A 26558-nucleotide genomic window follows, 5' to 3' on the forward strand; every position below is an offset into this window, starting at 1 on the left:
GCGGAGGGCGAGCGTGGCTGATTCCCGGCGGGCCAGTGTCGGCAGGGACGTGATCGTGATCGGCGGCCTCGTCGTCATCGCGGTCGCGCTGATCCTGGTCCTGGTGATGAACGCGAAGGCCGATGTCGGACCGGCCGACGCGCCGGCGCCGGCGGCCTCGGCCCTCGAACCCTCCGCCGGCGACCCGTCTGCGGAGGCACCGGCGCCTGCGGCGGGCGGCGACACGTCGGCGTTGGCGGTCGAGCGGCGGGTCGCCGACGACCCGCTGGCCCTGGGAGACCCGGCCGCGCCGGTGGTGATGGTGATGTTCGCCGACTACCGCTGCCCGTTCTGCGCGAAGTTCAGCCGAGACACCGAGCCGGTGCTGGTGGACCGCTTCGTCGATGCCGGCATCCTGCGGATCGAGTGGCGGGACCTGCCCATCTTCGGGGACCAGTCGATGCAGGCGGCCCGCGCGGGCCGTGCCGCCGCTGCCCAAGGGAAATTCTGGGAGTTCAATCGTGCGGTGTTCGCGGCGGCGCCGGACCGCGGCCACGGCGACCTCACCGATGACGCGTTGCTCGGATTCGCCCGTGAGGCGGGCGTCGCCGACCTCGAGCGGTTCGCCGCGCAGATGCGCAGCTCCGAGTTCGACGCCGCCATCGATGCCGATCTGGCGCAAGGCACCGGTATCGGCGTGCCCAGCACGCCGGCGTTCGTGCTCAACGGCGTCCCGATGCTGGGCGCCCAGCCGACCGAGGTCTTCGTCGCGGCGGTCAACGAGGCCGCGGCCGCCGCGTGACCGGCATCGGGCTGGCCGGGGCTTTTCTGGGCGGTCTCGCGTCGCTGCTCAGTCCCTGCTCGGCGCTGCTGCTGCCGTCGTTCTTCGCCTACGCCTTCGACCATGTCAGCCTGCTCGTCCGGCGCACCCTCGCGTTCTGGGCGGGGTTGTGCCTGGTACTGGTGCCGCTGGGCGCCGGCGTCGGCGCCGTCGGGGCTGCCGTGACGCGCTACCGCGGCGAGATCACGGTGATCGGCGGTGTCGTCGTGATCGGCTTCGGCGTCCTGACGCTGCTCGGGAAGGGATTCGGCTCAGCAGCCGCGCAGCGGCTCACCGGCCGGATCACGATCTCGACGACGCTGTCGGTGGTCGCCCTCGGTGCGGTGTACGGCCTGGCCGGCTTCTGCGCCGGCCCGTTGCTGGGCGGGGTGCTGACCATGTCGGCGATGGGTGCCGATCCCGGCTACGGCGGTCTGCTGATGGGCGTGTACGCGTTGGGTATGGCCGCGCCGCTGTTCGTGCTGGCGGTGCTGTGGGAACGCTTCGACGTGGGCCGCAAGGGCTGGCTGCGGGGGCGGCCGGTGCGGCTGGGGCGGTGGCGCACCCACACCACGTCGCTGTGGACGGGCGCGGCGCTGATCCTGATCGGCGCGGTGTTCCTGGTCACCGACGGCACCGCCAATCTCGGCGGGGTGCTCGACGTCGACGCGCAGTATCAGCTGCAGATCTGGCTGAGCCGGGTGGCGGCCGGGGTGACCGATCCGGGCCTGCTGCTGGCCGTCGTCGGCGGACTGCTCGGCTGGCGGTCTACTATCCTGCTACGTAGGTGGGCTCGGCGCCGACCGCCGGAGCCACAGGAAACGACGGGCGCAGTGGGGACAGACGAATGGCATTGAGACAGTTCGGCGATCTCGAAGCGGTCGTGATGGACGTGCTGTGGTCGGCCACCGAACCGCTGACCGTTCGCCACGTCCATGGGCAGATCAGCCAAACCCGCCAGATCGCGTACACGACGGTGATGTCGACGATGGACAACCTGTTCCGGAAGGGCTGGTTGCTGCGGGACAAGGTCGGTCTGGCCTATCACTACCGTCCGACGATGAGCCGTGAGGAGCATTCGGCGAACCTGATGCGCACGGTGTTCGAGTCGGGGGGCGAGCGCGAGCTGATCCTCAACTTCTTCCTCGAGCAGATCGGCGACGACGAGTCGGGACGGCTGCGGGAAGCCTTCCACCGGTTGTCCACCGGAGATGACGCATGAACGCCGTGACCTTTCTGATCGTCTATGCGGTCGCGCTGAGTTGGCTGGCGCCCGCCGTGCTCGCCGGCCCGGGTGCCGCCACGAGGCATCCCCGGCTCCTGGTCACCGGCTGGCTGGTCGCGATCGGCACGGCGCTGGCGGCGTGGGTCGGCGCGGCGGCGATCCTGGTGGTCGGCGCCGTCCATGCCGTGGTCACCAGGTCGACGCCGACATTCTGCGTCGAGACGCTCGGCCTCACCGACGCCGTCCACCTGCCGGGGTCGGTCGCCACGGTCGTGGTGCTCGGCTTGCTGGCGGCGACCGTCGCAGTGGTCCTGCACACCGCCCGCCGGCTGGTCGCGGCGCTGCTGCGCACCCGCCACCGCAACCGCGACCACGCCGACGCGGTGCAGATCGTCGGACGCCGCGTCGACGATCGCGATGTGGTGGTGATCGGCGCCGAGAAGCCCACCGCCTACTGCGTTTCCGGCGGGGGAAGTCGCGCCATCGTGGTGACCTCCGCGGCCCTGCGCATGCTCGACCCGACGGGCCTGGACGCGGTGCTGGCCCATGAGCGTGCCCACCTGCGCGGCGGACACCACCACGTCGTCGGGGCGGTGACCGCGCTCGCCGCGGCGTTGCCGCGCCTGCCCCTGATGCGGGCTGCCGCCCAGGCCGTCCCGGCGCTGCTGGAGATGTGCGCCGACGATGCAGCCGCCCGACGCCACGGCCGCGAGCCGCTGCTGAAGAGTCTGTTCCTGCTCAGTACCGGACGTCCGCTTCCCGAGGGGGCGCTGGCCGCGGCGGGCACCGCGGTGCTGGACCGGATGCTGCGGCTGGCGCAGCCGGCGTCGGTCTCGCGCTGGCGATTTCGCGAGTGGTCGCTGGGCCTGGCCATCGCGGCGACCTGTCTGGCGCCGGCCGTCGCGCTGACGCTGTGCGCCTACTGAGGACCCGTCGCCCGACCTGGCGCACGCCGGCGCAGGAGCAGCGCGCCACCGCTGAACAGCGCCACCGCCCCGGTCACCACCAGAACGGTCTCCAACCCGAGTCCCGGGATCACCGCTCCGGCGACGGCGGGCGCCGCGACAGAGCTGACCGCACCCACCACCAGGCAGGCGGTGAAGGCCGCACCGGCGCGGTCGGGCACCAGTTCGGCGGTCCATACCGCGAGCACGGCCGACCCGGCCATGTAGCCGACACCGAAGACGCACGCCGAGACTGCCGTTGCCGCCACCGAGCCACCGGCCAGCCCGAGCAGCGCGAGCGCGACGGCGACCAGGGTCAGGCACAGCGCCGCGACCCTGCCGGTGCCCAGCCGCTGGGCGGCCGCGCCGGTCGCCACCCCGAGCATCCCGGTGACACCGATCGCCGCGTAGAGCGCCGGGACGGCGCCGGCGGGCAGGTCACCGCGGTCGACGAGGTCGGCGGCGTAGGTGAAATAGATGACGATCGCCGCGAAGTACACCACCGAGTAACCGGCCGGGACCAGCAAGGTGCGGGCGAGGGACGGGGCGTCGCCCCCGCTTTCCCGGGGCGCGGGCGGCGTGGTCCGCGGCACCAGGCGCAGGTTCACGACGGCGGCGAGCACCGCGGCCACCGCGATGCCGGCCCAGACCAGTCGCCACGACCCGAGCGCGGCGAACACCCCCAGGCCGCCGAGCGCAACGAGCCCGCCGCTGGTGCCCGTGGTGATGACTGCCAACGCCCTGGGGCGCCGGTGGGTGGCGACGGTCCGGGTGACGATGTCGGAGTAGGGCGCCCACACCCAGCCGCCCGCCCCTCCGGCCAGGACGGCGCCGACGGCCAGCAGCCACGGAGACTGCGCGACCGTCACGATCAGCGCTCCGAGCGCACCGCACGCCCCGCCCACCGTGGTCGGGGCGCGCGACCCGCGGCGCGCGGCCAGCGGACCGGCGAGCAGCAGCCCGCCCAGATAGCCGACGAAGGTCGCGCTGGCGATCAATCCGAGCACCAACTCCGACAGCCCCAGCTCGGCCCGGATGCCCGGCAGTGTCAGACCGTAGGCGTAGCGGGCCATCCCGAAGGCGACTCCGACCACTGCCGCCCCGGCGACGCCGATCCGGATGTCCGTGGAGAGCGCCATGAACCTCGAGGCTACGGATCGTCGGAATGCGGCACCGGGCCGGTCGGCCGGCGCGGCGGCCGAGAGTAGATGGCAGCCAACGCAAGAAGGCCCCGAGCCGGATAACCGGTCAGGGCCTCTCACCACGAGTCGGGGTGGCGGGATTCGAACCCACGACCTCTTCGTCCCGAACCACGGCACCAGGGTGTTTGAATAAGCTCGATGCGTTGGGTGGAGTGAGAAGTAGCAGTTCAGCGGTGTTGGCGGGGTTGAGTGGAGCTGGGCGAAGTGCAACTGTGCTGCGGACTGTCTGCGGACTGGACGGATGCGCGGGGCCGCGATGAACGTCAGGGCTGATCAGCCGCTGTCGCTCAGCAATTTTGGGCGTGTCCAGAGGTGGATTTATGAATAGCCTGATGTCAGGGGACCGGTTGAGGCAACGGTCCTGGATCCATGAGCTGGCGTCTAACTTGCCTGTGCGCGGCGGTAGCCGTACGACGGAGGTCTCTACCGGCGAATAGGGCAATGAACCGCAGCCTTGGTCAACGATATGCTCTGCGAGGGAGGTCGGCGCACTTCAGGCTGGCCTGTTCACGATCCGCTCTTCCTTGATCGCTCCACCTGCGAGCCATTGTAGGCAATGATGAATGGATCGCGACTTTCTGCGAAGACGGACCGCCACGACTCGCTCTAGGAATGAACCTCCGATGACAGATCAGGATGCCGTCGCGGCATACGACCCAGACCTTGCTTCAGTCTGGAACGAACTCATCTTCGGAATAGTTCGTCCTGTTGGAGTAGACCGCGACAGGTTCGTGTCCGCGCTAACACAACAACTAAGTACCTTCGGCTATGTCGTGCACCGCGTTCATCTAAGCGAGCTTTTCTCGGAGATGTACATGAGTAATGCCCCGCAGCTGAAGAATATGTCCGAGGCGGACCGCATTAATTCGCTTATTGACGCCGGAGATGAGTTGTGCGAACGCAGCGGGACCGCGGCGGCAGTTGCATTATGCGGGGTTTTGGACATTCGCGAACGTCGGAGAGATGCTGATCCCGCGCTCGATCGGGTCGCCTACATTTTGGATTCCATAAAGAGGGTTGAAGAGGTGTACCAGCTCAGAAATCTTTATGGAGACAGATACATCCAATTTGGTTTGCAGTCGGCAGACGATAACCGACGATCTTTTCTGATTTCGAAAGAAAGGTCCAAATCCTTCGCCAAGACTGCGGGCGAAATTGAGTCGAGCGTCAGCATCCTGATGGAGCGCGATCTTCGTGAGTCTAGTAGTTTCGGCCAGAACACGATGCGGTCCTTTCCCTTGTCGGATGTTTTTGTCGATATGGATTCCGATCCTGAACGCCAAATAGCTCGTTTCGCAGACCTGTTGTTCGGCCGGCCGGAGTATCCGGTACCGACATGTGAAGAGTATGGAATGCAGCTGGCGACTATAAGCAGCACGCGGTCACCAGAATTGGGCCTTAAGGTCGGGGCGGCAATCCTAGCTGAAGATGATCGTGTCATCGCAATGGGTGTGAATGCGCATCCGGAGGAGAAAACGCAATCGCCTGCATTCGATGAGAATGCTTCAGATATTGGTAAACTAATTCTCGATACAATACAGAATCTAGCTCCCAACTACCTGAATGAATCCGCACAGGAAAAACTGGAAGAAGATCCGGATGGATTCACCCGCGAACTTCTTGATGGTGCTCTGAAATCAGCTCAGATTCGAGATCTTACCGAATTTCAGCCCACCGTGCATGCCGAGATGTCAGCTTTACTTGATGCAATACACGCGCAATCTTCGCTCAAGGATGTGACGATGTATGTGACGGCCTATCCGTGTCACGGGTGTGCGAAGCACCTAGTAGCTTTGGGGCTACCTGTCGTCTATTTGGAGCCGTATCCCAAAAGTCGCGCAGCGACGATGTATGGAAGAACGGTCAGTAAAACATTTCGAGCATTCACTGGTGTCGCTCCAACCCGGTATCAGAAGTTGTTTGCGGTGGTAGAGGATCGCAAACTATCTGACGGCACTCGTAAATCATGGACTGATACTGAGCGGAAACTGGCCGATCCCAAGGTTGATTCAAACGTGACCATCAGCTTGATCAATGAGCGGGAGGTTACAGCGATCGAGCGGTTGCCCGATCCTCAGGAACTAGATCTGTCTCGCGGCGGCGTGGATGTCGTACCCGAGGGCAATACTGAATCTAACGAAGGCGATGGGGTACCTTCTGACACAGCGAGTGACGTGGAGGATTGACATGTCAGAGTCTGATCGACCCAACCAGAGACAAACCCGACGGGAGGCCATTCTCGCTGCTCGCACCACTGCTAGATCGCTCCCAGAACGTCGTCGGGAAGTGCTCAATGCCCAGTTTGAGTCGGCCTCAACCAGAGCGCAGCATCAGGCCGAATACAGGCGACGGTAGATCCGTAATGACGCTGGCTACCATACTGTGGAACGTCCTGGGAAGCCTGACCACGTAGGGTTGCGACCTCCGCACGGACACTTCGCCACTAGTGGCAAAATAGTCCTCGCTGTGCCGACGTACGGCGCGCTGACCGGCTTTGAGTTAGCCAACCCAGTTCAGCTTCGAACTCAAGGTATTTAGTGCTTCGAACAGCCGGGCGTGCCTTCTCGTGGCCGTCCGAAGGCCCGTTGTACGCGGTCCCAGATGCGGCGCCACCAGGGTTTGAGGGACCGTGGAGTGGGGGGCTGTGTGTGCGCTGCTCGGTCTCGGTCGCTCGCGAGCTGGGTGGCCCGCTTCGAGATGGTGGGGAGCCATTCAATGCGGTCGTTGCGAATGTTGTAGTGCGATCTGCAGGCCTGTTGCCCGTTACCGATGGAGGGGCGGAGTGAGACGGTGCCGTCGAAGGTGAATGTCCAGTCATGGCGCCCGAACGGTGTTACGACCTTGGTGTGGCATCCGCAGGCGCACAGGTGGACTGATGTTTCGTAGCGCATGGAGATGTAGAGGGTTCCCGGTTCGAGGTCCGCGGGGATGGACTCGGTAAATACCGGGACGAGGGACTTATTCTTCATGCTGCGTCGCCGTCGTCAGCGTCTGAAGGCGGGTTGTCGCTGATGCCGTACCGATGATGTAGATCGCCGCTGTCGACGACGTAGACGGTGTGGTGTTCACCTTCTCCGTCGGTGTAGAAGCCAAGGAGCTTCTTGTAACGGATAAGGGCGAGGTTGGCGGTCATGGCGTTGAGTTCGTCTACCTGGAGGTTGGTGTCGTACTCGGCGTCCTGACCGGCGAAATAGGAGATCAGGCAATCCTTTGTGATGTGCTCGCTCTGTTCGGGGGTGGAGGTAGTGATGCGGAGCTGGCCGTTGATGCCTCCGGTGTCCTTGCTCAGGCCGACGCCGGTGTCGATGAAGGGAATTCCGTCAGCGGTCAGGGTGTCGATGATGGCCTTCTTGTCCGGCCCGGAGTCCATCGCAAGGAACACAAAGTCTGCGTCGAGAAGCTCGTGCGCGTTCTCGGCGGTGATATTGACAGGGTGAGGGACGATGCCGCGCCGCATGATGGAGTACATCGCGGTGTAATAGTCCACCTTCTTCTTGCCGGCTGTGAGGTCCTCGAGGCACGCGGCGCCAGGAGCGCGGAATGCGTTGTGAGTGCGGAAAACGTCACCGTCGTAGAGGTGGATGGTCCGAGCCGGGGTCTTGGCGAGGGCGTCCAGGAGATGGGCGCCGGTGCCACCGAGACCGATGATCACCACCTTGTCGAGGGTGAGCCGGTCGTTCAGGTCGGTAATGCCCGCGCGGCTGGAGAAGGTGTCCGCGTAGAGGAACACACCGTCGTCTTCGTCGGTTTGCACCGGCTTATAGCTGTACGGAGTCACGTCCGGATCTTTGGCCTGGGCTGGACCAACGATCATTGCGGCGTAGTACGTGACCTTCTCGTAGAAGTCGGAGTAACCACCGCCAGCGGGCTTCTGCGAAAAGCCGCAGCTGGCGGTGAGCTCTGCAGTGGCGGACCACTTCTCAACGCCGTCGTTGACCAGGCCGTCGATGGCGTGGCCGTTCTTGTCGCGGGGGACGCCGCCGACGAAACACATGACGTGGGTGCTGGGACGAGCGGTGGTGTTACCGCTCAGGTCCAAGGGGCACAACAAGGACCCCAGCTGAACCTGAGCGTTGTCATCCACGAAAGGGATGTCATCTACGACGAGGAACGCGTTGACGATGCGCACGGCGAAGCCGTCCTGCACCAGGCGGGCCAGATCTGGGCTATTACGAACGAGTCGTGAGTCGAACATGGAACTCGGTGCCCTTCTTCTTGACCTTCACCGATTCACCGGCCACCAGGGTCCCGCTGGCCTTGCCGCCATGGGACGGATCGGCGTGGCGGTAAGTGACGGTGAACATGGCCGCCGGATCGTGGCCCGGGAAGGCCAGTTCGCCCAGTTCTTCGTAGGTGATCCGGTCGTGCTCCAAGAAGGTCTCGGTGCCGTTGATGACGACCTTGTACTCCTTGTCCTTCTTCTTCTTGCTCAACTCCTGGCTCACTGCCGTCATTACCGGTTCCTCTCTACGTGGATATCGGAGCTCTGTCACTCGCATCGAATGTATCATGGAATCACCCCTAAGGTGATGATCGAATGACGAGTACTCACAGCGCGTCAGAATGCCGCAGGTCGACGAGGTGGCGTTAAGGTGCTATGACCGGCTGATATCCGTCTTCAGCCGATGGGTGATGGAGAGCAGACGCATGGAACGGGCGTACTCGGACGAGGGCTTGCGCCGCCTCGCCCTAGATCCCGAGTTCCGGCCGGCGGGTTGGACTGACCGCGAGATCCGGGACTTCCACCGTCTCATCCAGTGCGCACGTGCCGCTCACGTCGAAACTGACCTGCGGAACATGCGCTTGCTGCGGATTGAACCCGACCACTCCGGTGACCCGACACGGGCACGGGCCACGTTGAGTTCGGGCCGCGTTATTGACCTCAAGTTCAGGAGCTCCGAAAACCACGGCGCTGTGGTCTTCGGAGTCTTGGCAGTAGAGATGGAATCCCTGCGATGAGCAACACCGCACACAACGACCCACTACCCATTGATCAGACACCTGTCGGCGAACTCCTGGGCGAGGAACTCGAAGCCCGCGGATGGTCTCAGGCCGACTTCGCCGCGGTGATTGACCGCCCCACCCAATTCGTGTCCGAGATTGTGACCGGGAAAAAGGAGATCACCCGAGAGTCGGCCGCCCAAATTGGTGCCGCCCTTTCCCAATCGCCGGAGTTCTGGCTGAATCTGCAGGACCAGTTCTTCCTGGCCCAACAAGCAAAGAATCAGACGACGCAAGCGAAACTTGACGACGTACGCCGCCGGGCACGACTCAATCAGCTCGCACCCATTCAACTTCTACAGAAGAGAAAGATCCTTACCGGTTCGACCTTGGACGAGCTGGAAGCCGAGGTGATGGACCTGTTCGAACTTACTTCCATAAATGACCAGCCCGAGCATGGAGCAGCAGCCAAACGCGCGAACCACGGTGAAGGCATCACCATGTTGCAGCAAGCATGGGTCGCCTGCGTTCGTAAACAAGCTAGGAAGCTACTCCCAGCCGGTGAATATTCGCCCGAAATGCTAGCCAAACTTGCCGCATCACTCCCGCGGTCGGTGAAGTCAGCTGACGACTTCGCAACGCTGCCTGACCAATTGCGTGACGCCGGCGTCCGGCTGGTGTACGTCGAAGCACTACCAAGCGCCAAGATCGACGGGTGCGCACTGTTCGTGGATGGCCAGCCAGTCATCGGCCTATCTGGACGCGGCAAGCGACTCGACAAAGTCCTGTTCACCTTGCTCCACGAGATTGCACACATTCTCCGAGGCCACGTTGATGAGGGCCCCATCGTCGAGGACTTGGAAGACAGTCATGCACAGGAGTCAACCCGAGAGAGAGAAGCGAACGACAACGCGGGTGACTGGATTTTTCCAAACGGGTGCCCCTCAATGCCCTCTCGTATCAACGCGGCATGGATAGAGCAGACGGCAGCCAAAATCGGACTCGCGCGCATCGTGCTGATTGGCCAATTGCAGAAGCGGGGTCGCTTGGACTGGCGAACGACACTGGCGAAGAATGCCCCTTCGGTCAGCGATGTCCTACCTCACTGGAAATAGCAGAGCCATGCTGGATGAGACGCTGGCCTTAAGCCGAGTCTCGAACTGGAAGACGGAGTACGTGGCTAAACCTCGCTTTCCTCGCGTGACTCGTCTGCTGGCTGATTTGTCGAGGTAGTCGCGGAGGGTGCGATTTGCGTGCGTTGCGTGGCAAATAAGGAGGTCTTGAGTCCTCCTATAACCGGTTGTCGGTGCCACATTACTGCTCTACGTCCGTCGAGACTGAAGTGGCTGAGGGCTACGCGAAAGGTGCAAATCCAACACCGCTTCGTACTAGACAGATGCCGCGCGAAAGCCAAAGCGGAGCAAGGGAAAAGCGACCGTCCGGGCGTGTCGACCGCTTTTCGTCCGTCGATAACCGGCCGCCGTACTGGCGTAGGGGTCATATTCGGGCGGGGCGAATTCCACGCTGACGGGTTTGGTTGGCAGCCGGTCGCCACCTTTTTGATTCGTATGCCTGTTGACTTCCCCGCGTATGGGCGACGGCGCGAAGCGGTGTTCAGGTTGTGCTGGTGTTTGGTTTGGTGGGCCACCAGCTGGCTTCGCGTAGGAGTGTGGCGATGGCGGGCACGGTGAGGGTGCGTACGAGGAAGGTGTCGAGCAGTAGTCCGAATCCGATGATGAGGCCGGCTTGGATCATGATGGCTACCGAGCCGACCATGAGGCCGAACATGCTGACGGCGAAGATGAGGCCGGCGGACGTGATGACGGCGCCGGTGTTGGCGACGGTGCGCAGCACGCCGACGCGGATGTTGCTTCCGGATTCTTCGCGTAGTCGGGAGACGAGCAGCATGTTGTAGTCGGCTCCGACGGCGACGAGGATGATGAATGCCAACAGAGGCACGGGCCAGGCGATTTCGTGGCCGAGGATCCATTGGAATACCAGGACGCCGAATCCGATCGAGGCGAGGTAGTTGAGCAGGACGGTGCCGAGAAGATAGATCGGTGCCAGTAGTGCGCGTAGCAGCAGCACCAGGATGATGCCGACAATGATGGTGGTGGCGAGGGCCAGTTGGGCGAAGTCTGCCCACAGGAGCCGTTGGATGTCGGAATTGACGGCTGGGAAGCCGGCGACAGAGACGGTGGCGTCAGAAAGCGAGGTGTTGGGCCGTGCGGTGTTGGCGGTGTTGGTGATGCGGTTGGCGAGGTCCATGGCTTCGACGCTGTAGGGGTCGTGGCTGGTTTCGATCATGAACCGTGCTGTTTTGCCGTCGGGTGAGAGGAATTGCTTGGCGACGTCGGTGAATTGGCGGTTCTCGAAGGCGTTGGCGGGCAGGTAGAAACCGCTTGATGAGTCGGAGTCCTGTGCCGCGCGTGCGGAGTTTTGTAGCTGGGTGGCGATCTGGCTCATCCCGGAGAGCATGTCGATGTTGCTGTCGGCCAGGGTGCGCACACCGGTGGCCAACGCTTGGGCGCCGGAGGCGAGTTGGCCGATCCCGTCTTGTAGGCGGCGCAGGTTGCCGGCCAGGTCAGCGGGGTTTCCGAGGGCCCCGAAGGCCTTGTCGAGTGAGGTGACGGCGTTCTGGACGTTGGTGAGTGTTCCGGCGACGGTGGCATTGCTGGCGGGGTCATAGCGGTCGCCGAGGTCGGCGATCTGGTTGAAGAATCCGCTGTTGCGCAGTGTGATCAGGATCTGTACTTGGTCGCGGATCTGGGCGCATTGGGGTGTGGTGGCACACCACGGCGAGGTGTTGAGGGCACCCACGAGCGGCTCCAAAGTGGTGATCGCGTGTTGTGCCTGGTCGGCCAGGGGGCGTAGTCCTGGGCCGGATTGGATGGCCTGATCGACCGCAGGGGCGGTCGCTGACAGTTGTTGCAGCAGTGGTCGGAACTGGTTGACCTGAGTGCCAGCGGATTGGGCTTGAGTGAGGATTCCCGCCAGGGGGGCTAGGGCGGTGCGCACGGTGGTGTCGAGTTGGGCCAGTCCGCCGGCGAGTTGATCGGCGCCGTCGGTGAGTTTCGTGAGGTCGTCTCGGCGGGCGTTGCCGTCGGCGACTGCGCCGGCCATCTTGTCTCCAATTTGACCGTTTTGCCAGGCCAGTTGCGCTTGATCGAGGCGTTCCCCGGTGGGGCGGGTGACACCGGAGACTTTGGTGACACCGGGAACCTGGGAGACGCGGGACGCCATTTCGTCGAGGTCGGCCAGTCCCTTGCCGGTGCGCATGTCGGTGGGGCTCTCGACGACGAGGAATTCGGTGATGACGACGTCTTTTCGGAAGTGGCGGTCCAGCAGCTGATAGCCCTGGTTGCTGGCGGTGGTGGCAGGTTGGCCTTTGCGGTCGTCGTAGCTGATTTTGATGGTCACGGCTACCGCGGACAGTGCGAGCAGGATGACGAGGCTGACGATCAGCAGCGGCACCGGGCGGCGCACCACCGCCACGGCGACACTGTTCCAGTAGCGACGGGTGCGATCGGATTTGGGTTCACCGATGCCACGTTTAGCTGCCAGCGCCAGCACTGGTGGCAGCAGGGTGACTGTGGCCAGGAAACCGAAGAGAACGGCGATGGCGCACGCCGGGCCCAGGGCGGCGAACACACTCAAGCGGGCGAACACCATCGCCAGGAAGGCGAGTGCGACAGTGGCTGCTGAGGCCAGGATTACGCGGCCGATGCTGGCGGTGGCGTGGATGATGGCCTGATCCGCCGGCACCTGTGCGCGGCGCTGCTCGTGGTAGCGGCTGATCAGGAACACGGTGTAGTCGGTGCCGGCGCCGAGCAGGATCGCGGTCATGAACGCGACGGTGAATTGGGACACCGGCATACCCATCTCGCCGAGCGCGGACAGTACGCCGCGCCCGACGGCCAGGCTCAGTCCGATGACCAGCAGCGGCAGTAGTGCGGTGAACACCGACCGGTAGACGATCAGCAGGATCAGGGCGATCATGCCGGCGGTGGCGATCGAGATCAACAGCAGATCGTGCTCGGCGGAGGCGATCATGTCACTGAACGTCGCCGGCGGTCCGGTGACGTGCGCGGTGGTGGTGGAGTCGCTGAACACCTCGGCGGTGATGTCACGCACCGCCTTGACTGACTCGGCGGCCGTGGGGTCACCCAGCGTGCCGGTCACTCCGACCGGCAGATACCACGATTTGCCGTCGGCGCTGACGGCTTGGGTTTTTGTGACCGGATCGGCCAGCAGATCCTGCACGAGCAACACGTGCTCACTGTCGGCGCGCAGCCGCTCCAGAAGGCGGTCGTAGCGCTGCTGGGCCGCAGGGGTCAGCCCGGCAGGATCTTCCATGGCCACAATCAGCACGGTTTTCGACCCTTGCTCGCCGAAGGCCGTGCTCATCCGCTCCACCGTCTGCAGGGACGGGGCGTCGCGCGGTATCAGATCCACCGACTGCTGCCGCACCACCGTCTCCAGCTGCGGGAACAGCAGCGCCAGGATGATGGCGGCGCCGATCCACACCCCGATGGTTAATGCTTTGTGCCGCACTGTGAATCGGCCCAGCGCTGCCAGCCGGGCGCTGTACTCGCGGCTGTGTGCGGGATCGGCGGAAGGGCTGTCACGCCGGCGAGTTGGGGCTGCAGGTGCTGTCGAGGAGCCTGTCGTGCGGTCGGTCACCGAACCTCCCCTGGTCGACGATACTATCAGTAGCGCTACGCTACAGCATGTAGCGAAGTGGTTCGCAGTTGGTCGGCGCCAGCTGGAGCGGGCCTATCGTCGGTTCACGATGTTGGCGTCGTCGTCGTCGGGGATGTCGTGCCGGACCACACGGACTCGCCCCTGAGGTAGGCAAGCCATGTATCCATGTCGCTTTCCGTACAGCTCCCATGCGGTGACCTGCTCGTCGGGATCGACGTCGATGCGGTGCCCGCGGGAGAAGGCCAGATGCAGACCTCCGTCGTCACCAGACCAGGCCTGGGTGCACACAGCGCCGGCCAGATTGAGCAGCGGGCGCTCATGCACCGAGATCCGCAAGGGGTTGATGAGTACCGCCTCGGTGGGAAAGCGGCCGGCCGCAGGCAGGGTGAGCAGCAAGGGGCGCGAGATCACGACCTCGTTGTAGTCGTCAAGGTCCAACACCAAGCCGTCGCGCACAGAGACACGTTGCACGACACAGTCTTCAATCCATTGGGTGTACATGGCCTTCTCCTTCGACGCATCGTTGAGCCGTACCTGAAGAGTACGACAGGTATCGCTGCGATACCAGAAGTAGCGTTACGGTGCGGTTGTGCTCGGGGCCGCCCTGTCGATGACTCTGCGGGTGGCCCGGTCGATGCGATCGCGGGTATCGGCTGCCGACACGCGCCCACTGATGAAGGCAACGAGGTTGGCCAGCCAGATGTCGGAGATAACGCCGGCGACACACAGATCTGCCGGTGTCGGCTCGCCACCCCCGAGGGTGCGGGCCAGCAGGATTTCAATCGTTGCGGCGGCGCGGTCGAGCTCCGCAGCGGCGCGGGTGTCTGCGACGGCGAAGGCCCGGGTCATGGCGTCGGTCAGCAGCGGGTCGCGCTGCCACCGGTCGTGTAGGTGGGCGGTCAGTCGATCCAATCGCTGTTGCGGTGTGCCGGCACCGCTTGACCAGTCGCCGGAGACGTCGAGGCGCTGAAATTCTCGGGTCAGCGCTGCCACCAGCAGGTGGGTTTTGGCGGGGTAATAGCGGTATAGAGTGCCCACGGCGATACCGACTCGCTCGGCGACTGTCCGCATGTGGACCGCGTCGTAACCGCCCGTGGCAGCAACAGCCAGCGCGGCATCCATGATCGCTTCGCGGCGACGCGCTGAGGCACGCGAACGCGGCACCTCAGCTGCGTGGACCTGGTCGGCAGCTGAACTGCCCTGATTCTGTGCGGGATTGCTGCTCACGCGAGTGCTGGCGACACTCATGGCGTTTGGCCGTTGACGCCGCTGCGGCGCGAGAGCTGCTCGAAGATCTCACCGAAACCGCTGACGTCGCCGTGAGCGGCGAAATGCGCGGTGTCGACCACAACGAACACTGCGCTCGCAGTGAACCGGGTGACCCCCTCACAGGTCCCGGTCGCCGCAATATGCAGCGCCCGCCCCTCACGGGCGCTGATGTGCGCGGTGATCCGGTGGGGCTGGTGCAACGGCACTGGCTGCAAATACTCCACCGTCAGCGTGCGCGTCACCGCCGGCGTACCGGCGATCCACAACGTGAAGCCCAGCACGTCATCGCAGGCGGCGGCCACCGCCCCACCATGCGCCAAGCCTGGGGCTCCAATGTGACGCTCGTCGAACGTGACATCGGCATACACCGAATCCGCACTGCGGTGGACCTCCAAATGCAGGCCGTGCGGGTTGGCCGGGCCGCACCCCATGCACGTCGGGGTGTGCGAAGGTAGCCGTTCGGACGGTACTGCAGTTTCTGGCACGAGGACACTCCCGGTACATCTAGTTTCGCTGCGATACTCTTGGTACCACAACTGCTAGACTGTCGTGCGCGACATCGCCTGAAATCGACCGCCGAGGTGACCCCGTGAGCGACAGCAGTCAGCCATCCCTGCACGATGACGAGGACATCGACCCGCGGCGGATACGGTCACGCAACCGGTTATTGGACGCTGCCGCAACACTTCTGAGCACCGGAGGCGTCGAGGCCGTCACCATCGATGCCGTCACCAAAGCATCCAAGGTTGCCCGCACCACCCTCTATCGGCATTTTCAGAGCTCGTCGCATCTGCTTGCCGCCACGTTCGAGCGGCTACTGCCGCAGGTGACCACACCGGCACCCACCAGCGGTTCCCTGCGCGATCAACTGATTGAGCTGCTCAGCCGCCAAGCCGCCCTGTTCAACGACGCCCCGCTGCACGTCACCACCCTGGCATGGCTCTCACTCGGGCCGACCGGCGCCAAAGACGAGACCGACGATCGCCACGCATCCGGGGCTCTGCGGGCCCGAGTCGTCGATCAGTACCGACAACCGTTCGACGCGCTACTCAACGGCGATAAAGCTCGAGCCGAACTCGACGACTTCGACCTTGAATTGGCGCTGTGCCAACTCGTCGGCCCGCTGGCCTTCGCACGCATGACCGGGATTCGCACCGTAACCCACAAGGACTGCGCGAACATCGTCGACGATTTCCTCGCCGCCCACTGTAAGACCAGGGATTACGGTGGCGACCAGGCGAAGCCCAGAACCACGCGGCGGTCAGACGGGCCGCGCCGTCCGTCTAGGCAGATAGTCACCTGATACCGGCACGTGGCGGCTCTGTCGGCAACCACAGCATCCCTCAAATGCTCAAGGTGGAGCCGTTTAACCCAACTCCGATCGCAGGCAAGAGCCGGATGCGAAGTACGTTCGACCGCGGAAAGATTTGATCCCTGAGTAGTAGCCAGGACATCAACCATATCGGCGGAGGATCCGCCCGTAGACAGCTCGGGACGTCCCCGCCGTAAGCCGTCTTGACCGAGAAATAGGGCGCCGGGTTCACCAGCGCCGGTGCGCCGACTTCGTGTGGCAGGTTGCGCCATTGACGTGCCCGCAGAGGGATTCCGACTGCCCGACGACTCTCGATGCGCATGGTGCGCCATGGTGTACGAATCTCGGTGCTGAACCACGGCCTCTATCCACATCGGGTCCGAGCGGTACATGAATTCGCGCCAGACACCTGGGCCGCGTGAACCGGAGAACGAATTTCGTCCGTCGAAAATCAGCGGATCACCGCCCAGAATGCAAGAGGTGTGTGGGCGCGAGGTGGCGGCCAATGTGGTCTGTTGGGAGGACGGAAGTGGACGCGACTGATTGCGTGAGCGAGTAGACCCGTCGCGGTATCTGGCGGTTCGAGGTTCGGTACTTGAGGACGGCCCGTTCGGGCATGCGGAAATTGGTACATGTCGAATGTGGCTGAGGTGGTGGCCCGGAGGTTCGCCGTGAACCTAGTGTTCGGCCATGGCGAAGAAGTCGAAGAAAGCGAAAAGGGCGACAGCGCTTGAGGCGGCAGGGGAAGAGTTCCCGGGCGAAGCTACGGTGTGGTGTTGCACGGTCGAAATCCGGTGATACCGCAGTCGCGAAGGCTGACGTGGGCGTTGATCCGACTTCCGACGGTGTTGAGAGGACTGCATGCGGGGCGAGTGGGAATGGTGCTTACGATCCGACTCGGTGTGTCCGCTGCGATGCGGTGATGCTTGATGAGGAAGCTTCGCCCCGGCGTGGCCGCCGCCGGCTGTATTGCTCGGATACCTGTCGTCGGGACGCATCGGCGGCCCGCATGGCGGCGGAGCGCTTCGGGGAGCCTATTCGCGTGATCGAAGTCCCGAAAGCCGCTGCACCGCAGAAGCAACCTGAAGGAACGCCCGACCCGCACCGACCCGACGCACCGATGGATGCCGCCAGCGACGTCTTGGAAGACGGTGAGGCGCTACGGAGGGTGCTCGCTCGGGTAGCAGAGCAAGCCCGACTCAAGAAGCTGGATCGTGTCACCTTGATGGCCGCCCGTGACCTGTCCAATGCTGTTCATCCGCACCGCGATTGGTGAGAAGTCACGTCATTCGGCGAAGCCTGCGGGTTGTGTTTCTATGCGATCGTCGTGCGGCGGGGCTGCATCCGGTCATGCTGGCTGCGCTACGGATTGCAGTGTGGATCGTCAGCCGGGAGAGTTCACCTTTCATATGTTCGATGCTGGCCAGTAACTCGTAGACCATGGTCTTGCGTGCGGCGGAGATCATCTCTGATGCATCTTCACTCTGCGGTAGGTGGCCGTTCTGTCGGCTGAAGTCGTCGATCACGGTGTCGATGGTGTCGTCGAATTGGGTGGCCAGCTGTTGTGCGTCGGTGTCGGCGTGTTCCTTGATGAACTCCTCGCGTTCGTCGGGGGGCCAGGAGGGTGGGAACGGCAGATGTGTTCGGTAGAGGCCTTGGATCGCGGCATCGAGTTGGCCGCACAAGGTGCTCTCGGGCCAGTCGCTGATCGCGGCGGTGGCCAGTTTCTCCAGATCTTCGTCAAGACTCATCGTGGCTGCTCCCTTACGGCTTGTCCTGATAATGCCCGTAGGCACTGACAACTCGTCGAATGTGGGATTGCTACGCGGAGAGGTCGTCGTGGCGTTCGTCGTCAGGGCGAGCCGCGTGGTTCTCAGCGACAGTGATCGAGGAAGGGGTGGGCCGTCGCAGCGAGGGGTGCGAGGATTGCGAGGCTCGGAGGACCGCGACATCTTCGGACGGCGGATAGATCGTCCAGAGCAGAACGTTGCGATGGTTGCGGGCCCCGTCGTCTTCGATCACCCATCCCAGTTTCCGCAGCGCCGGTGCGTGTCTGCGGAGCAGACTTGTCACCTCGCGGCCGTTGCGGGGCCATTCCTTCGGGCGTCGCCAATGGTCGCCAGCAGGGGTTACGGCGGTGTGTAGGTCAGCGCCGGACTGGCTGCGTAACGGTTCTCGGACGTGCTGGCGCAGCTGATCGATGAACGGGTTGCCTGCCAGGCTGTCCTCCGAGAGTTGGTCCGCGCGTGAGGTGTAGCGCCGTAAGCCATCAGTCGACAAGACCTGGTCGACCGCCGCCAGCACGCGACCGAAGTCCGCCATCCGTGGCGCATCATCTATCACCAGCGTTTCCAGACGGTGATGAACAGTCGCGGCCAGTTCGAGTAGCCCACTCAAAATGCCAGGTAGAGCCGCGTGCCACAGTTGTCGCATCGTGGCCTCCGGCTGTCGCATGTGACGCTCTATGCGTCGCAAGTCGATCATCGCCATGCGTTCGGCGAGGTCGGGTCGCACCGCTCCGACGTCGATGCCATTGATGATGACGCAGCGCCGAAACTTGACCACGGCCAAGTCAGCATCGGTGTAGAGCGCGCGTTTGACGTTGCCGTCGCCGGTGGCGGCGCGGCACAGCGAGTCCGACAACCAAGGCGGGATCGCTGACAGGTTGTCGAGGGCGACAACCCACGAGCCGGCGGCGGCGGTCACCCAGGATTCGGCGTCGCGAGGCGGCTGGCGCAGCGCAACGGGGGCGGGGTCGATGAGGTCGACCAGCATGCGCGTTGTCGTGGTCTTGGCGCTGCCTTGCTCGGCGAAGAGCGCCAGGACCGGATGCGGCACATCGCACTGAATCAATGCGGCGATGAGCGCTGCGAGCAACACGGGACGGTCTTCAAAGGCGATGTTGATGAAATCCCACAACCCGTTCACATCGCCGGATGGGGGCGGTAGCGGCATCGCCGCTGTCAGCTTGGTGCGCAAGAACCGTACCGGGGCAGTGTCGATGATCGACCAGGCGCCGCGGTGGATGCGAATGACTTTCCCGTCGGTTCGTCCGGTGTCGATGTAGCTGATTCCTCGGTGCTCAGCGATGCGGAGATGCAGCTTCTCAGGTCTCTGGTTGGCGGCCAGGCCTTCGAGGACCAGGGTGGCGTCGGTGAGGGCCTGGCCGCCGGCCACGGTGCCGGTCTCCGCGAAATAGCGGGAGGCGAGTTGGGCGCGTAGGCCGGCCTTGCCCGCGCGCAGCAGAATCGCCAGATGAGGCCGGGTTCGGTCAGCGCCGAAAGGCTCTCCGTCTTCGGAGACGCCGAGGAGGTACCGCTCTTGCGCCATGCAGACCAGGCGCGCGGCGACGGACTTCTTGTCGCTTTCGTTGTTGGCACTCATAGGGTTTCCTGCCTGCGGTGCTTCTGCGGGCGGGCATGACGGGCTATTCTCATGAGGAACTTCCGGTTGAGCGATCGGGTGGTTCGAACGAAAGACCTCGGCTAGCCCCCGGGGTCTTTCTCATATGCGGGCCTCATGCAGCGTCGCCGCCTCCGCGTCGGGTTGCGCTCTCCTGCTGCGAAATCCACCTAAGAACCTCATCGCGCCGATACACGACACGGCGGCCCAAGGTGAAGCTCGCCGGTCCGATATCCGAGTGTCTCCAGTACCGCAGTGTCCCAACCGGGACACCGATCATCTGCGATACCTGTTTAGCTCCAAGCAATTCCATCACATTCCTCCTGAATCACAGTCGGTTCAACTGAGCCAACGGTGACACCAGAGAAGTCGATCCGTCCACCACCACAGCCAACTTTGGTCTTGATTTGGTGAAATCCGTTTCTTGTCAGTAGCTGTCGGCGCTCAGTGGCACACTTACGGTGACGGAGGAGCAGACTATGCAAAGACGTAACCGCCGGGCCGGCGTCGAGGATCGTTGGCGGCGGGCAGACGGCAGCCCCACAGCGCGGGCCAACAAAGGGCGTCGCTGGCTGGCCCGCTACGTCGACGACCAGGGGCAAGAAAACACCAGGTCCTTCGATCGCAAAGTGGATGCTCAAGCCTGGCTCGATGAGATCACTGCCATGCAGGTGACGGGCGCCTATGTCGCGCCGAAGGCGGGTCGCGTCAGCGTCGGCGAACTGTATGCGAAATGGGTCGGAACGCAGAGCCATCTCAAGAAAACCACCGCGTCGACTCGGAGGTACACCTGGCCGGTGTACGTCGAGCCGCGGTGGTCAGCGGTCGCCGTCGCCGACGTCCAGACGACGGACGTGCGTGCCTGGGTCCACTCGATGACGTCCTCGGGTGCCGGGGCCGCCACCGTTGAGAATGCCGTCGGCATCTTGCGTCAGGTACTGGAGATGGCGGTCGAGGATCGACGGATCGCGCGCAATCCGTGTGCGGGGATCAAGCTTCCTCGCCGCAAGCGGCGGCCGCGCGGGTATCTGACGCACCGGCAGGTGGAGCAGCTCGCGATTGAAGTCGGGCCGGATGCGACGGTCGTGCGCTTCTTGGCCTACACCGGTCTGCGCTGGGGAGAAATGGCGGCGCTGCGCGTCGGTGACGCGAAGATGCTTCGACGTCGCATCCACGTCCGGGAGTCCGTGACAGAGGTCGAAGGGCAACTGGAGTGGTCGTCACCCAAGTCGTACGAGCAGCGGATGGTGCCTTTCCCCGCATTTCTTGCTGACGAACTGGCCGTCCTGATGATTGGGAAGAAGCCCGATGACCTCATCTTCGCCGCGCCCGAAGGCGGAGTTCTGAGAGTGTCGAACTGGCGCCGCCGAGTCTTCAACAAAGCGGTCAAGCGGGTCCTCGAGAAGGATGCGACCTTCCCAGTCGTAACTCCGCACGATCTCCGTCACACCGCCGCATCCCTTGCCATCAGTGCCGGCGCCAATGTCAAAGCCGTGCAGACCATGCTGGGGCACGCCTCGGCGGGGCTGACCCTGGACACTTACGCCGACCTGTTCCCAGATGATCTGGAGATGGTTTCCGCGGCTTTGGACGACGCGCGAACCAAGTCCCTAAAAGCTGCTGCGGACCAACTGCGGACTGGAACGAAAGAAGGCCCCGAACTGGAGAACCAGTCAGGGCCTTCTACCTGCGAACACACGAGTCGGGGTGGCGGGATTCGAACCCACGACCTCTTCGTCCCGAACGAAGCACGCTACCAAGCTGCGCCACACCCCGCGTGAAGCCACGACAGCGTATCGCACCGCACGGCTCGGAAGCCAAACGCCCTGTCCCGCCGCGACACGCCGCGGGATGGATTTCACATGTCGGTGGCGTTATGCACACTGACCAACAGATCCGAAGGGAACGAGGGCGACATGACCGGGCTCGGGGCGTCGATCTACGTGGGATTCTTCGTGCTGGCCGCGTTGTGGCTGTTCCTGACCTCGGACGGTCCGCTGATGCACAACTCCGAGCGCGGCCAGCGTCCGGACCGCTCGAACTCGGCGAGCACCTCGGCCGGTCCGGAGGGGTCCATGCCGTGGCTGGCCAGCCACTCGTCGCGGAAGTAGGTCTCGTCGTACCGGTCGCCGCCGTCGGCGAGCAGCGTCACCACCGACCCACGGCACCCGTCGGCCACCATCTGCGCCAACAGCCCGAACGCGCCCCAGATGCTCGTCCCGGTCGACGGCCCGACCCGGCGCCCCAGCACCCTGCTGACGTGATGCGCCGCGGCGACCGACGCCGCGTCGGGCACCGAGACCATCACGTCGACCACCCCGGGCAGAAATGACGGCTCCACCCGTGGCCGCCCGATGCCTTCGATCCGCGACGACGCGGTGGTGACCATCTCGGGGTCGCCGGTGCGATACGCCGGGAAGAACGCCGAATTCTCCGGATCCACCACGCACAGCCTCGTCGCGTGCCGGCGGTAGCGGATGTAACGGCCGATGGTCGCGCTGGTGCCCCCGGTGCCCGCGCCCACCACGATCCACTCCGGTACCGGGTGTGCCTCGAGGGCCATCTGCTCATAGATCGACTCGGCGATGTTGTTGTTGCCGCGCCAGTCGGTGGCGCGTTCGGCGTTGGTGAACTGATCGAGGTAATGCCCGCCCGTCTCGTCGGCCAGCCGCTGCGCCTCGGCGTACACCTGGCCGGATTCGCTGACGAAATGGCAACGGCCACCCTGAGATTGGATCAACGCCACTTTCGCCGCGCTGGTCGACTCCGGCATCACCGCGATGAACGGCAATCCGAGCATCGCGGCGAAGTAGGCCTCCGAGACCGCCGTCGACCCCGACGACGCCTCGATCACCGTGGTGTCCTCACCGATCCAGCCGTTGCACAACCCGTAGAGGAACAGCGACCGCGCCAGCCGGTGTTTGAGGCTGCCGGTGATGTGGGTCGTCTCGTCCTTGAGATAGAGCGCCACATCGCGATCGGCGGCCCACGCCGGCAGCGGGTAGCGCAGCAGGTGGGTGTCGGCGCTGCGGCGCGTGTCGGCCTCGATCAGTCGAACCGCGTTGTCGACCCAGTCACGCGACGGAGGCCGACAAACCGCTCGGCTCACCGCGCCGAGACGGTCGGATGCGACTGGCCGGCCTCAGATCCGGCGTCCGAGCCACCCGTAGGGGCGGCGACCAGCGTCAGCAGCGTCGCCTCCGGGCGGCAGCAGAACCGCACCGGCGCGAACGGGGAGGTGCCGATGCCCGCCGACACGTGCAGCTGGGTGCGCGCACCCCAGCGCGAAGGCCCCTTGGCGCGGGAGCGGTCCAGCTCGCAGTTGGTCACCAGGGCGCCGTAGAACGGCAGGCACAGCTGACCGCCGTGGGTGTGGCCGGCCATCACCAGCTGGTAGCCGTCGGCGGCGAAGCGGTCCAGCACCCGGGGTTCGGGAGAGTGCGTCAGCCCCAGCGTCAGGTTCGCCGTCGGGTCGGCCGGTCCGGCGATGGTCGCGTAGCGGTCCCGGGTCAGATGCGGGTCGTCGACCCCGGCCGCGGCGATGCGCAGGCCGTTGACCTCGAACTCGCGTCGGGTGTGCGTCAGGTCCAGCCAGCCGCGTTCGGTGAACGCGGCCCGCAGATCCTGCCATGGCAGCGGCTCACCGTGGATACGGTGGCCGGGGTTGGTCAGGTAGTTGGCCGGGTTCTTCAGCCGGGGCGCGAAATAGTCGTTGCTGCCGAACACGAACACCCCCGGCACCGCCAGCAGGTCCCCGAGTGCCTGCACGACGGCCGGCACGGCCTTGGGATGGGCCAGGTTGTCCCCGGTGTTGACCACCAGATCCGGCTCCCAGCGGGCGAGGTCGCGCAGCCAGTCCTGCTTGCGGCGCTGCGTCGGACGCATGTGGATGTCGCTGACGTGCAGCACCTTGAGCGGAGCCGAACCGGGAGACAGCACCGGCATCGTCGCCTCGCGGACGACGAAGGCGTTGCGCTCGATCAGCGCGGCATAACCGATTCCAGCGACGAGCGTGCCGAGCGTTGCGGCTGCGGCGGTCTTGACAGCAGGCATCACCCCAGCCTACTGCCACCTGGGGTCACCCACCGATCTCCCCGCTGATCAGCCCGGCGGCGGAGGCGGCGGCGGCCCCAGCACCGGCACGGTGATCGGCGGCAGCCCAGGGATCTGGATCACCTGCTGGCCGACCGGGGGCGGCGGCAGTCCGGGAGCCGCCGGCGCGGACGGCGGCGGCGGAGGCGGCGGCGGCGCGATGCCGTTGGACACCTGGATCGTGATGATCGAACCCGGGATGGTCTGACCGCTGGGGGAGGTGCCGACGACCGTGCCGCGCGAGGAGGTGCTGTTGACCGTCGAGACCCCGTCGGCCACCTGGAAACCGGCCTCCCGGATCCGCTGGCGGGCGGTGTCCTCACGCAGCCCCGCCACGCTGGGAACCCGGGAGCCCGGGCCGCCCTCGACGTAGCGTGGATCGGTCGGCGGCAGCACCACCTCGCCGAAGTTGGTGGCGATCGGCTTCATCGCGGTGAACCAGGTCCGGGCCGGCTCGTTGCCGCCGAACAGGTTGCCCGATCCGCACTGGCGCAGCGGGAACGAACACAGCTCGGTCGGCGCGGGGGAGTCGTCGTAGATGTAGCTGGCCGCGGCGAGCTGGTTGGTGAAGCCCAGGAACGCCGAAGAGCGGTTGGCTTCGGTGGTACCCGTCTTGCCTGACATCGGCAGATCCCAGCCGACCGAACCGGCAGCCCCGGCGGCCGTGCCGGCCCCGGTGTCGTCCTTGCTCATCGCCACGGCCAGCGTGTTGGCCAGGCCTTCGGGCACGACCTGCTCGCAGGTCTCGGTGGTCACCGACACCTCTTCGCCGTGGCGGTCGAAGACCGTTTCGATCGGGTTGGGCGGGCACCAGGTGCCCGCCGAGGCCAGCGTCGCCGCGACATTGGACAGCTCCAGGGCATTGACCTCGATCGGGCCCAGCGTGAACGAGCCGATGTTCTGGCGTTTGACGAAGTCGGCCAGACTCTCGTTGCTCTCGGGGTCGTAGTCACGTGCGGTGCCGGGCAGCGCGTACGAGCGCAACCCCAACCGCACCGACATGTCGACCGCCCGCTGCACACCGACCTGGGCGATCAGCTTCGCGAACGCGGTGTTCGGCGACGTGGCCAGCGCGTCGGTGACGCTCATCGAGCCCCGGTAGTTCCCGGCGTTCTGCACACACCAGGTCGCCGGTGGACAGCCGCGCGCGCCGCCACTGCCCAGGCCCTTGGCCTCGAAGCGTCCCGGTGCGTCGAGCTGGGCGTTGATGCCCATGCCCATCTCCATGGCGGCAGCGGTGGTGAAGACCTTGAAGACCGAGCCGGCCCCGTTGCCGACCAGCGAGAACGGCTGCGGCTGCATTGTCTCCCCGGCGTCCAGGTTCAGCCCGTAGGTGCGGTTGCTGGCCATCGCGAGCACCGGGTGGGACTCCTTGCCCGGCCGGATCACGCTCATCACGCTGGCCACCCCGGGCAGCGTCGGGCTGGCGAAGCTGTCGATCGCCGACTTCACCGACGACTGCACGACGGGATCGAGCGTCGTCTTGATCAGGTAGCCGCCCCGGGCCACCTGGTCCTTGCTCAGCCCCGCGCGGGCGAGGTAGTCCAGCGCGTAGTCGCAGAAGAAGGCCCGGTCACCGGCGGCGATGCACCCGCGCGGCAGCTCGTTGGGCTGCGGCAGCACCCCGAGCGGCTGCTGCTTGGCCGCGCGCAGCTCGTCGGCGTACTCCGGCAGGTTCTCGATCATGGTGTCCAGCACCACGTTGCGCCTGGCCAGCGCCCCGTCGGGATTGGTGTACGGGTTCAGGGCGCTGGTCTGCTGCACCATGCCCGCCAGCAGGGCGGCCTGCTGCCAGTTCAGCTGCGACGCGTCGATCCCGAAGTAGGTCTGGGCGGCGTCCTGCACCCCGAATGCCCCGTTGCCGAACGACACCAGATTCAGGTAGCGGGTCAGGATCTCGGGCTTGGTGAACGTCTTGTCCAGGGTCAGGGCCATCCGGATCTCGCGCAGCTTGCGCGCCGGGGTGGTCTCGATCGCCGCGCGCTTCTCGGCGTCGGTCTGGGCGATCACCAGCAGCTGATAGTTCTTGACGTACTGCTGTTCGATGGTCGAGCCGCCGCGGGTGTCGAGGTCGCCGGACAGGTAGCCCGACAGCCCGGTCAGCGTGCCCTGCCAGTCCACGCCGTTGTGCTCGGCAAACCTCTTGTCCTCGATCGAGACGATCGCGAGCTTCATGGTGTTGGCGATCTGTTCGCTGGGAACCTCGAAACGGCGCTGGGAATACAGCCACGCGATGACATTGCCCTGCGCGTCGACCATGGTCGAGACCTGCGGCACCTCGCCCTCGACCAACTGCGCCGAACCGTTGGCCACCACGTCGGAGGCCCGGTTGGACATCAGCCCGACCCCGCCCACGACGGGGAACATCAAGGCAGCGGCGATGACGCTGGCCAGCAGGCAGCACCACGCCAACTTGATGACCGTCACCGACTTCGGCGGCGGCGTCGGCCGCGTCTCGGTCTCCTCCGGCATGGGTACAGAGTAACGACGCTGCCAAGCCGGCCACTGTGCGAGCAGCGGCAATGGGTTGAGGCACTGCGTGCCAAAAACGGGAATCGGACACTGTACCGGTCTGACGGCACGGTCGTCCCAAAAAACTGGTCACGAACGTATTGCGCAAACTACGCCTGACCACCTAAATTGAGCGCACAGTGCGATACAGGTCACA

Annotated in this window: 22 protein-coding genes, 1 tRNA gene and 2 pseudogenes; 9 read left to right on the top strand and 16 right to left on the bottom strand. The window is 64.8% G+C overall.

What is annotated here, in order from left to right:
• Positions 1-13: 13 nt before the first annotated feature.
• Genes G6N31_RS23605 through G6N31_RS23620 form a run of 4 tightly spaced genes read left to right on the top strand, consistent with a single transcriptional unit; the run spans position 14 to position 2950 of the window.
• Positions 14-781 (top strand): DsbA family protein, encoded by a 768-nt coding sequence (locus G6N31_RS23605; RefSeq protein ID WP_098002087.1) that lies wholly within the window; start codon positions 14-16, stop codon positions 779-781.
• A complete protein-coding gene (locus tag G6N31_RS23610) occupies positions 778-1656 on the top strand; it encodes a cytochrome c biogenesis CcdA family protein (protein ID WP_098002086.1) in 879 nt (292 codons plus the stop codon). The genes G6N31_RS23605 and G6N31_RS23610 overlap by 4 nt, the downstream gene beginning before the upstream one ends.
• Positions 1647-2021 (top strand): BlaI/MecI/CopY family transcriptional regulator, encoded by a 375-nt coding sequence (locus G6N31_RS23615; RefSeq protein WP_098002085.1) that lies wholly within the window; start codon positions 1647-1649, stop codon positions 2019-2021. The genes G6N31_RS23610 and G6N31_RS23615 overlap by 10 nt, the downstream gene beginning before the upstream one ends.
• Complete coding sequence (locus G6N31_RS23620; protein WP_098002084.1) at positions 2018-2950, top strand: M56 family metallopeptidase; 933 nt, start codon at positions 2018-2020, stop codon at positions 2948-2950. The genes G6N31_RS23615 and G6N31_RS23620 overlap by 4 nt, the downstream gene beginning before the upstream one ends.
• On the opposite strand, the gene G6N31_RS23625 is transcribed toward G6N31_RS23620, so the two are convergent.
• The gene (locus G6N31_RS23625; RefSeq protein ID WP_098002083.1) at positions 2944-4107 is read right to left on the bottom strand and encodes an MFS transporter; all 1164 of its coding nucleotides are present in this window, start codon (positions 4105-4107) and stop codon (positions 2944-2946) included. The genes G6N31_RS23620 and G6N31_RS23625 overlap by 7 nt on opposite strands.
• A gap of 686 nt (positions 4108-4793) precedes the next feature.
• Here G6N31_RS23625 and G6N31_RS23630 point away from each other — a divergent pair.
• Entirely contained in the window at positions 4794-6356 is a 1563-nt protein-coding gene (locus G6N31_RS23630) for a deaminase (protein ID WP_163722343.1), read from the top strand.
• 348 nt (positions 6357-6704) lie between these two features.
• Here G6N31_RS23630 and G6N31_RS27790 read toward each other — a convergent pair whose 3' ends face one another.
• Genes G6N31_RS27790 through G6N31_RS23640 form a run of 3 tightly spaced genes read right to left on the bottom strand, consistent with a single transcriptional unit; the run spans position 6705 to position 8624 of the window.
• Positions 6705-7139 carry a ubiquitination-like system serine protease family protein gene (locus G6N31_RS27790; protein WP_220098541.1) on the bottom strand — a complete coding sequence of 145 codons (435 nt, stop codon included), beginning with the start codon at positions 7137-7139 and terminating at the stop codon, positions 6705-6707.
• Positions 7136-8365 carry a ThiF family adenylyltransferase gene (locus G6N31_RS23635; protein ID WP_082686420.1) on the bottom strand — a complete coding sequence of 410 codons (1230 nt, stop codon included), beginning with the start codon at positions 8363-8365 and terminating at the stop codon, positions 7136-7138. Before G6N31_RS23635 ends, G6N31_RS27790 begins: the two co-directional genes overlap by 4 nt.
• The gene (locus tag G6N31_RS23640; RefSeq protein WP_059161831.1) at positions 8340-8624 is read right to left on the bottom strand and encodes a multiubiquitin domain-containing protein; all 285 of its coding nucleotides are present in this window, start codon (positions 8622-8624) and stop codon (positions 8340-8342) included. The genes G6N31_RS23635 and G6N31_RS23640 overlap by 26 nt, the downstream gene beginning before the upstream one ends.
• A gap of 501 nt (positions 8625-9125) precedes the next feature.
• On the opposite strand from G6N31_RS23640, the gene G6N31_RS27565 reads away from it, so the two are divergent.
• Positions 9126-10226, top strand: coding sequence for an XRE family transcriptional regulator (locus tag G6N31_RS27565; RefSeq protein WP_059161833.1), 1101 nt, complete (start codon positions 9126-9128; stop codon positions 10224-10226).
• Positions 10227-10725: 499 nt separating this feature from the next.
• Here the strand turns inward: G6N31_RS27565 and G6N31_RS23650 are convergent, their stop codons facing one another.
• The 4 genes from G6N31_RS23650 to G6N31_RS23665 all read right to left on the bottom strand — a co-directional run bounded on the left by G6N31_RS23650 (position 10726) and on the right by G6N31_RS23665 (position 15515).
• Positions 10726-13794 carry an MMPL/RND family transporter gene (locus G6N31_RS23650; protein ID WP_098002082.1) on the bottom strand — a complete coding sequence of 1023 codons (3069 nt, stop codon included), beginning with the start codon at positions 13792-13794 and terminating at the stop codon, positions 10726-10728.
• Positions 13795-13887: 93 nt separating this feature from the next.
• Positions 13888-14316, bottom strand: a complete 429-nt coding sequence (locus G6N31_RS23655; RefSeq protein WP_011562217.1) for a DUF6188 family protein — start codon at positions 14314-14316, stop codon at positions 13888-13890.
• Positions 14317-14391: 75 nt separating this feature from the next.
• Positions 14392-15063, bottom strand: coding sequence for a TetR/AcrR family transcriptional regulator (locus G6N31_RS23660; RefSeq protein WP_011562216.1), 672 nt, complete (start codon positions 15061-15063; stop codon positions 14392-14394).
• On the bottom strand, positions 15060-15515 hold the full coding sequence (locus G6N31_RS23665) for a PaaI family thioesterase (RefSeq protein ID WP_221221718.1): 456 nt from the start codon (positions 15513-15515) through the stop codon (positions 15060-15062). Before G6N31_RS23665 ends, G6N31_RS23660 begins: the two co-directional genes overlap by 4 nt.
• Positions 15516-15673: 158 nt before the next feature.
• On the opposite strand from G6N31_RS23665, the gene G6N31_RS23670 reads away from it, so the two are divergent.
• Positions 15674-16387 carry a TetR/AcrR family transcriptional regulator gene (locus G6N31_RS23670; RefSeq protein ID WP_098002081.1) on the top strand — a complete coding sequence of 238 codons (714 nt, stop codon included), beginning with the start codon at positions 15674-15676 and terminating at the stop codon, positions 16385-16387.
• A 1051-nt stretch (positions 16388-17438) separates the two neighbouring features.
• The gene (locus G6N31_RS23675) at positions 17439-17672 is read left to right on the top strand and encodes a hypothetical protein (RefSeq protein ID WP_163722346.1); all 234 of its coding nucleotides are present in this window, start codon (positions 17439-17441) and stop codon (positions 17670-17672) included.
• Positions 17673-17676: 4 nt separating this feature from the next.
• Here G6N31_RS23675 and G6N31_RS23680 read toward each other — a convergent pair whose 3' ends face one another.
• The 4 genes from G6N31_RS23680 to G6N31_RS27570 form a co-directional block, all read right to left on the bottom strand.
• Positions 17677-18147 carry a transposase gene (locus G6N31_RS23680; RefSeq protein WP_098002079.1) on the bottom strand — a complete coding sequence of 157 codons (471 nt, stop codon included), beginning with the start codon at positions 18145-18147 and terminating at the stop codon, positions 17677-17679.
• Positions 18148-18217: 70 nt separating this feature from the next.
• On the bottom strand, positions 18218-19780 hold the full coding sequence (locus G6N31_RS23685; protein ID WP_234815187.1) for an AICE element replication initiation protein: 1563 nt from the start codon (positions 19778-19780) through the stop codon (positions 18218-18220).
• Between the two features lie 133 nt (positions 19781-19913).
• The gene (locus G6N31_RS23690; protein WP_082948431.1) at positions 19914-20111 is read right to left on the bottom strand and encodes a helix-turn-helix transcriptional regulator; all 198 of its coding nucleotides are present in this window, start codon (positions 20109-20111) and stop codon (positions 19914-19916) included.
• Positions 20112-20616: 505 nt separating this feature from the next.
• The gene (locus G6N31_RS27570; RefSeq protein WP_234815186.1) at positions 20617-20973 is read right to left on the bottom strand and encodes a hypothetical protein; all 357 of its coding nucleotides are present in this window, start codon (positions 20971-20973) and stop codon (positions 20617-20619) included.
• Between G6N31_RS27570 and G6N31_RS27575 the strand changes: the two are divergent.
• Positions 20884-21291: pseudogene (locus G6N31_RS27575) on the top strand (tyrosine-type recombinase/integrase); the annotation flags it as partial. The gene G6N31_RS27570 and the pseudogene G6N31_RS27575 sit on opposite strands and share 90 nt — an antisense overlap.
• 209 nt (positions 21292-21500) lie before the next feature.
• On the opposite strand, the gene G6N31_RS23700 reads toward G6N31_RS27575, so the two are convergent.
• From G6N31_RS23700 to ponA2, 4 genes and pseudogenes are all read right to left on the bottom strand, one after another.
• Positions 21501-21574 (bottom strand) — tRNA-Pro (locus G6N31_RS23700).
• A 244-nt stretch (positions 21575-21818) separates the two neighbouring features.
• A pseudogene (gene cds1 / locus G6N31_RS23705) lies at positions 21819-22907 on the bottom strand (L-cysteine desulfhydrase Cds1); the annotation flags it as partial.
• Positions 22904-23851: a metallophosphoesterase gene (locus G6N31_RS23710; RefSeq protein WP_098002077.1), complete on the bottom strand. Its 948-nt coding sequence runs from the start codon at positions 23849-23851 to the stop codon at positions 22904-22906. The gene G6N31_RS23710 and the pseudogene cds1, both read right to left, overlap by 4 nt.
• A 48-nt stretch (positions 23852-23899) precedes the next feature.
• Positions 23900-26362: a transglycosylase/D,D-transpeptidase PonA2 gene (gene ponA2, locus G6N31_RS23715; protein ID WP_163722347.1), complete on the bottom strand. Its 2463-nt coding sequence runs from the start codon at positions 26360-26362 to the stop codon at positions 23900-23902.
• Positions 26363-26558: the final 196 nt, after the last annotated feature.

This window comes from Mycolicibacterium duvalii (genome assembly GCF_010726645.1).
In the GTDB taxonomy this organism is placed as follows: domain Bacteria; phylum Actinomycetota; class Actinomycetes; order Mycobacteriales; family Mycobacteriaceae; genus Mycobacterium; species Mycobacterium duvalii.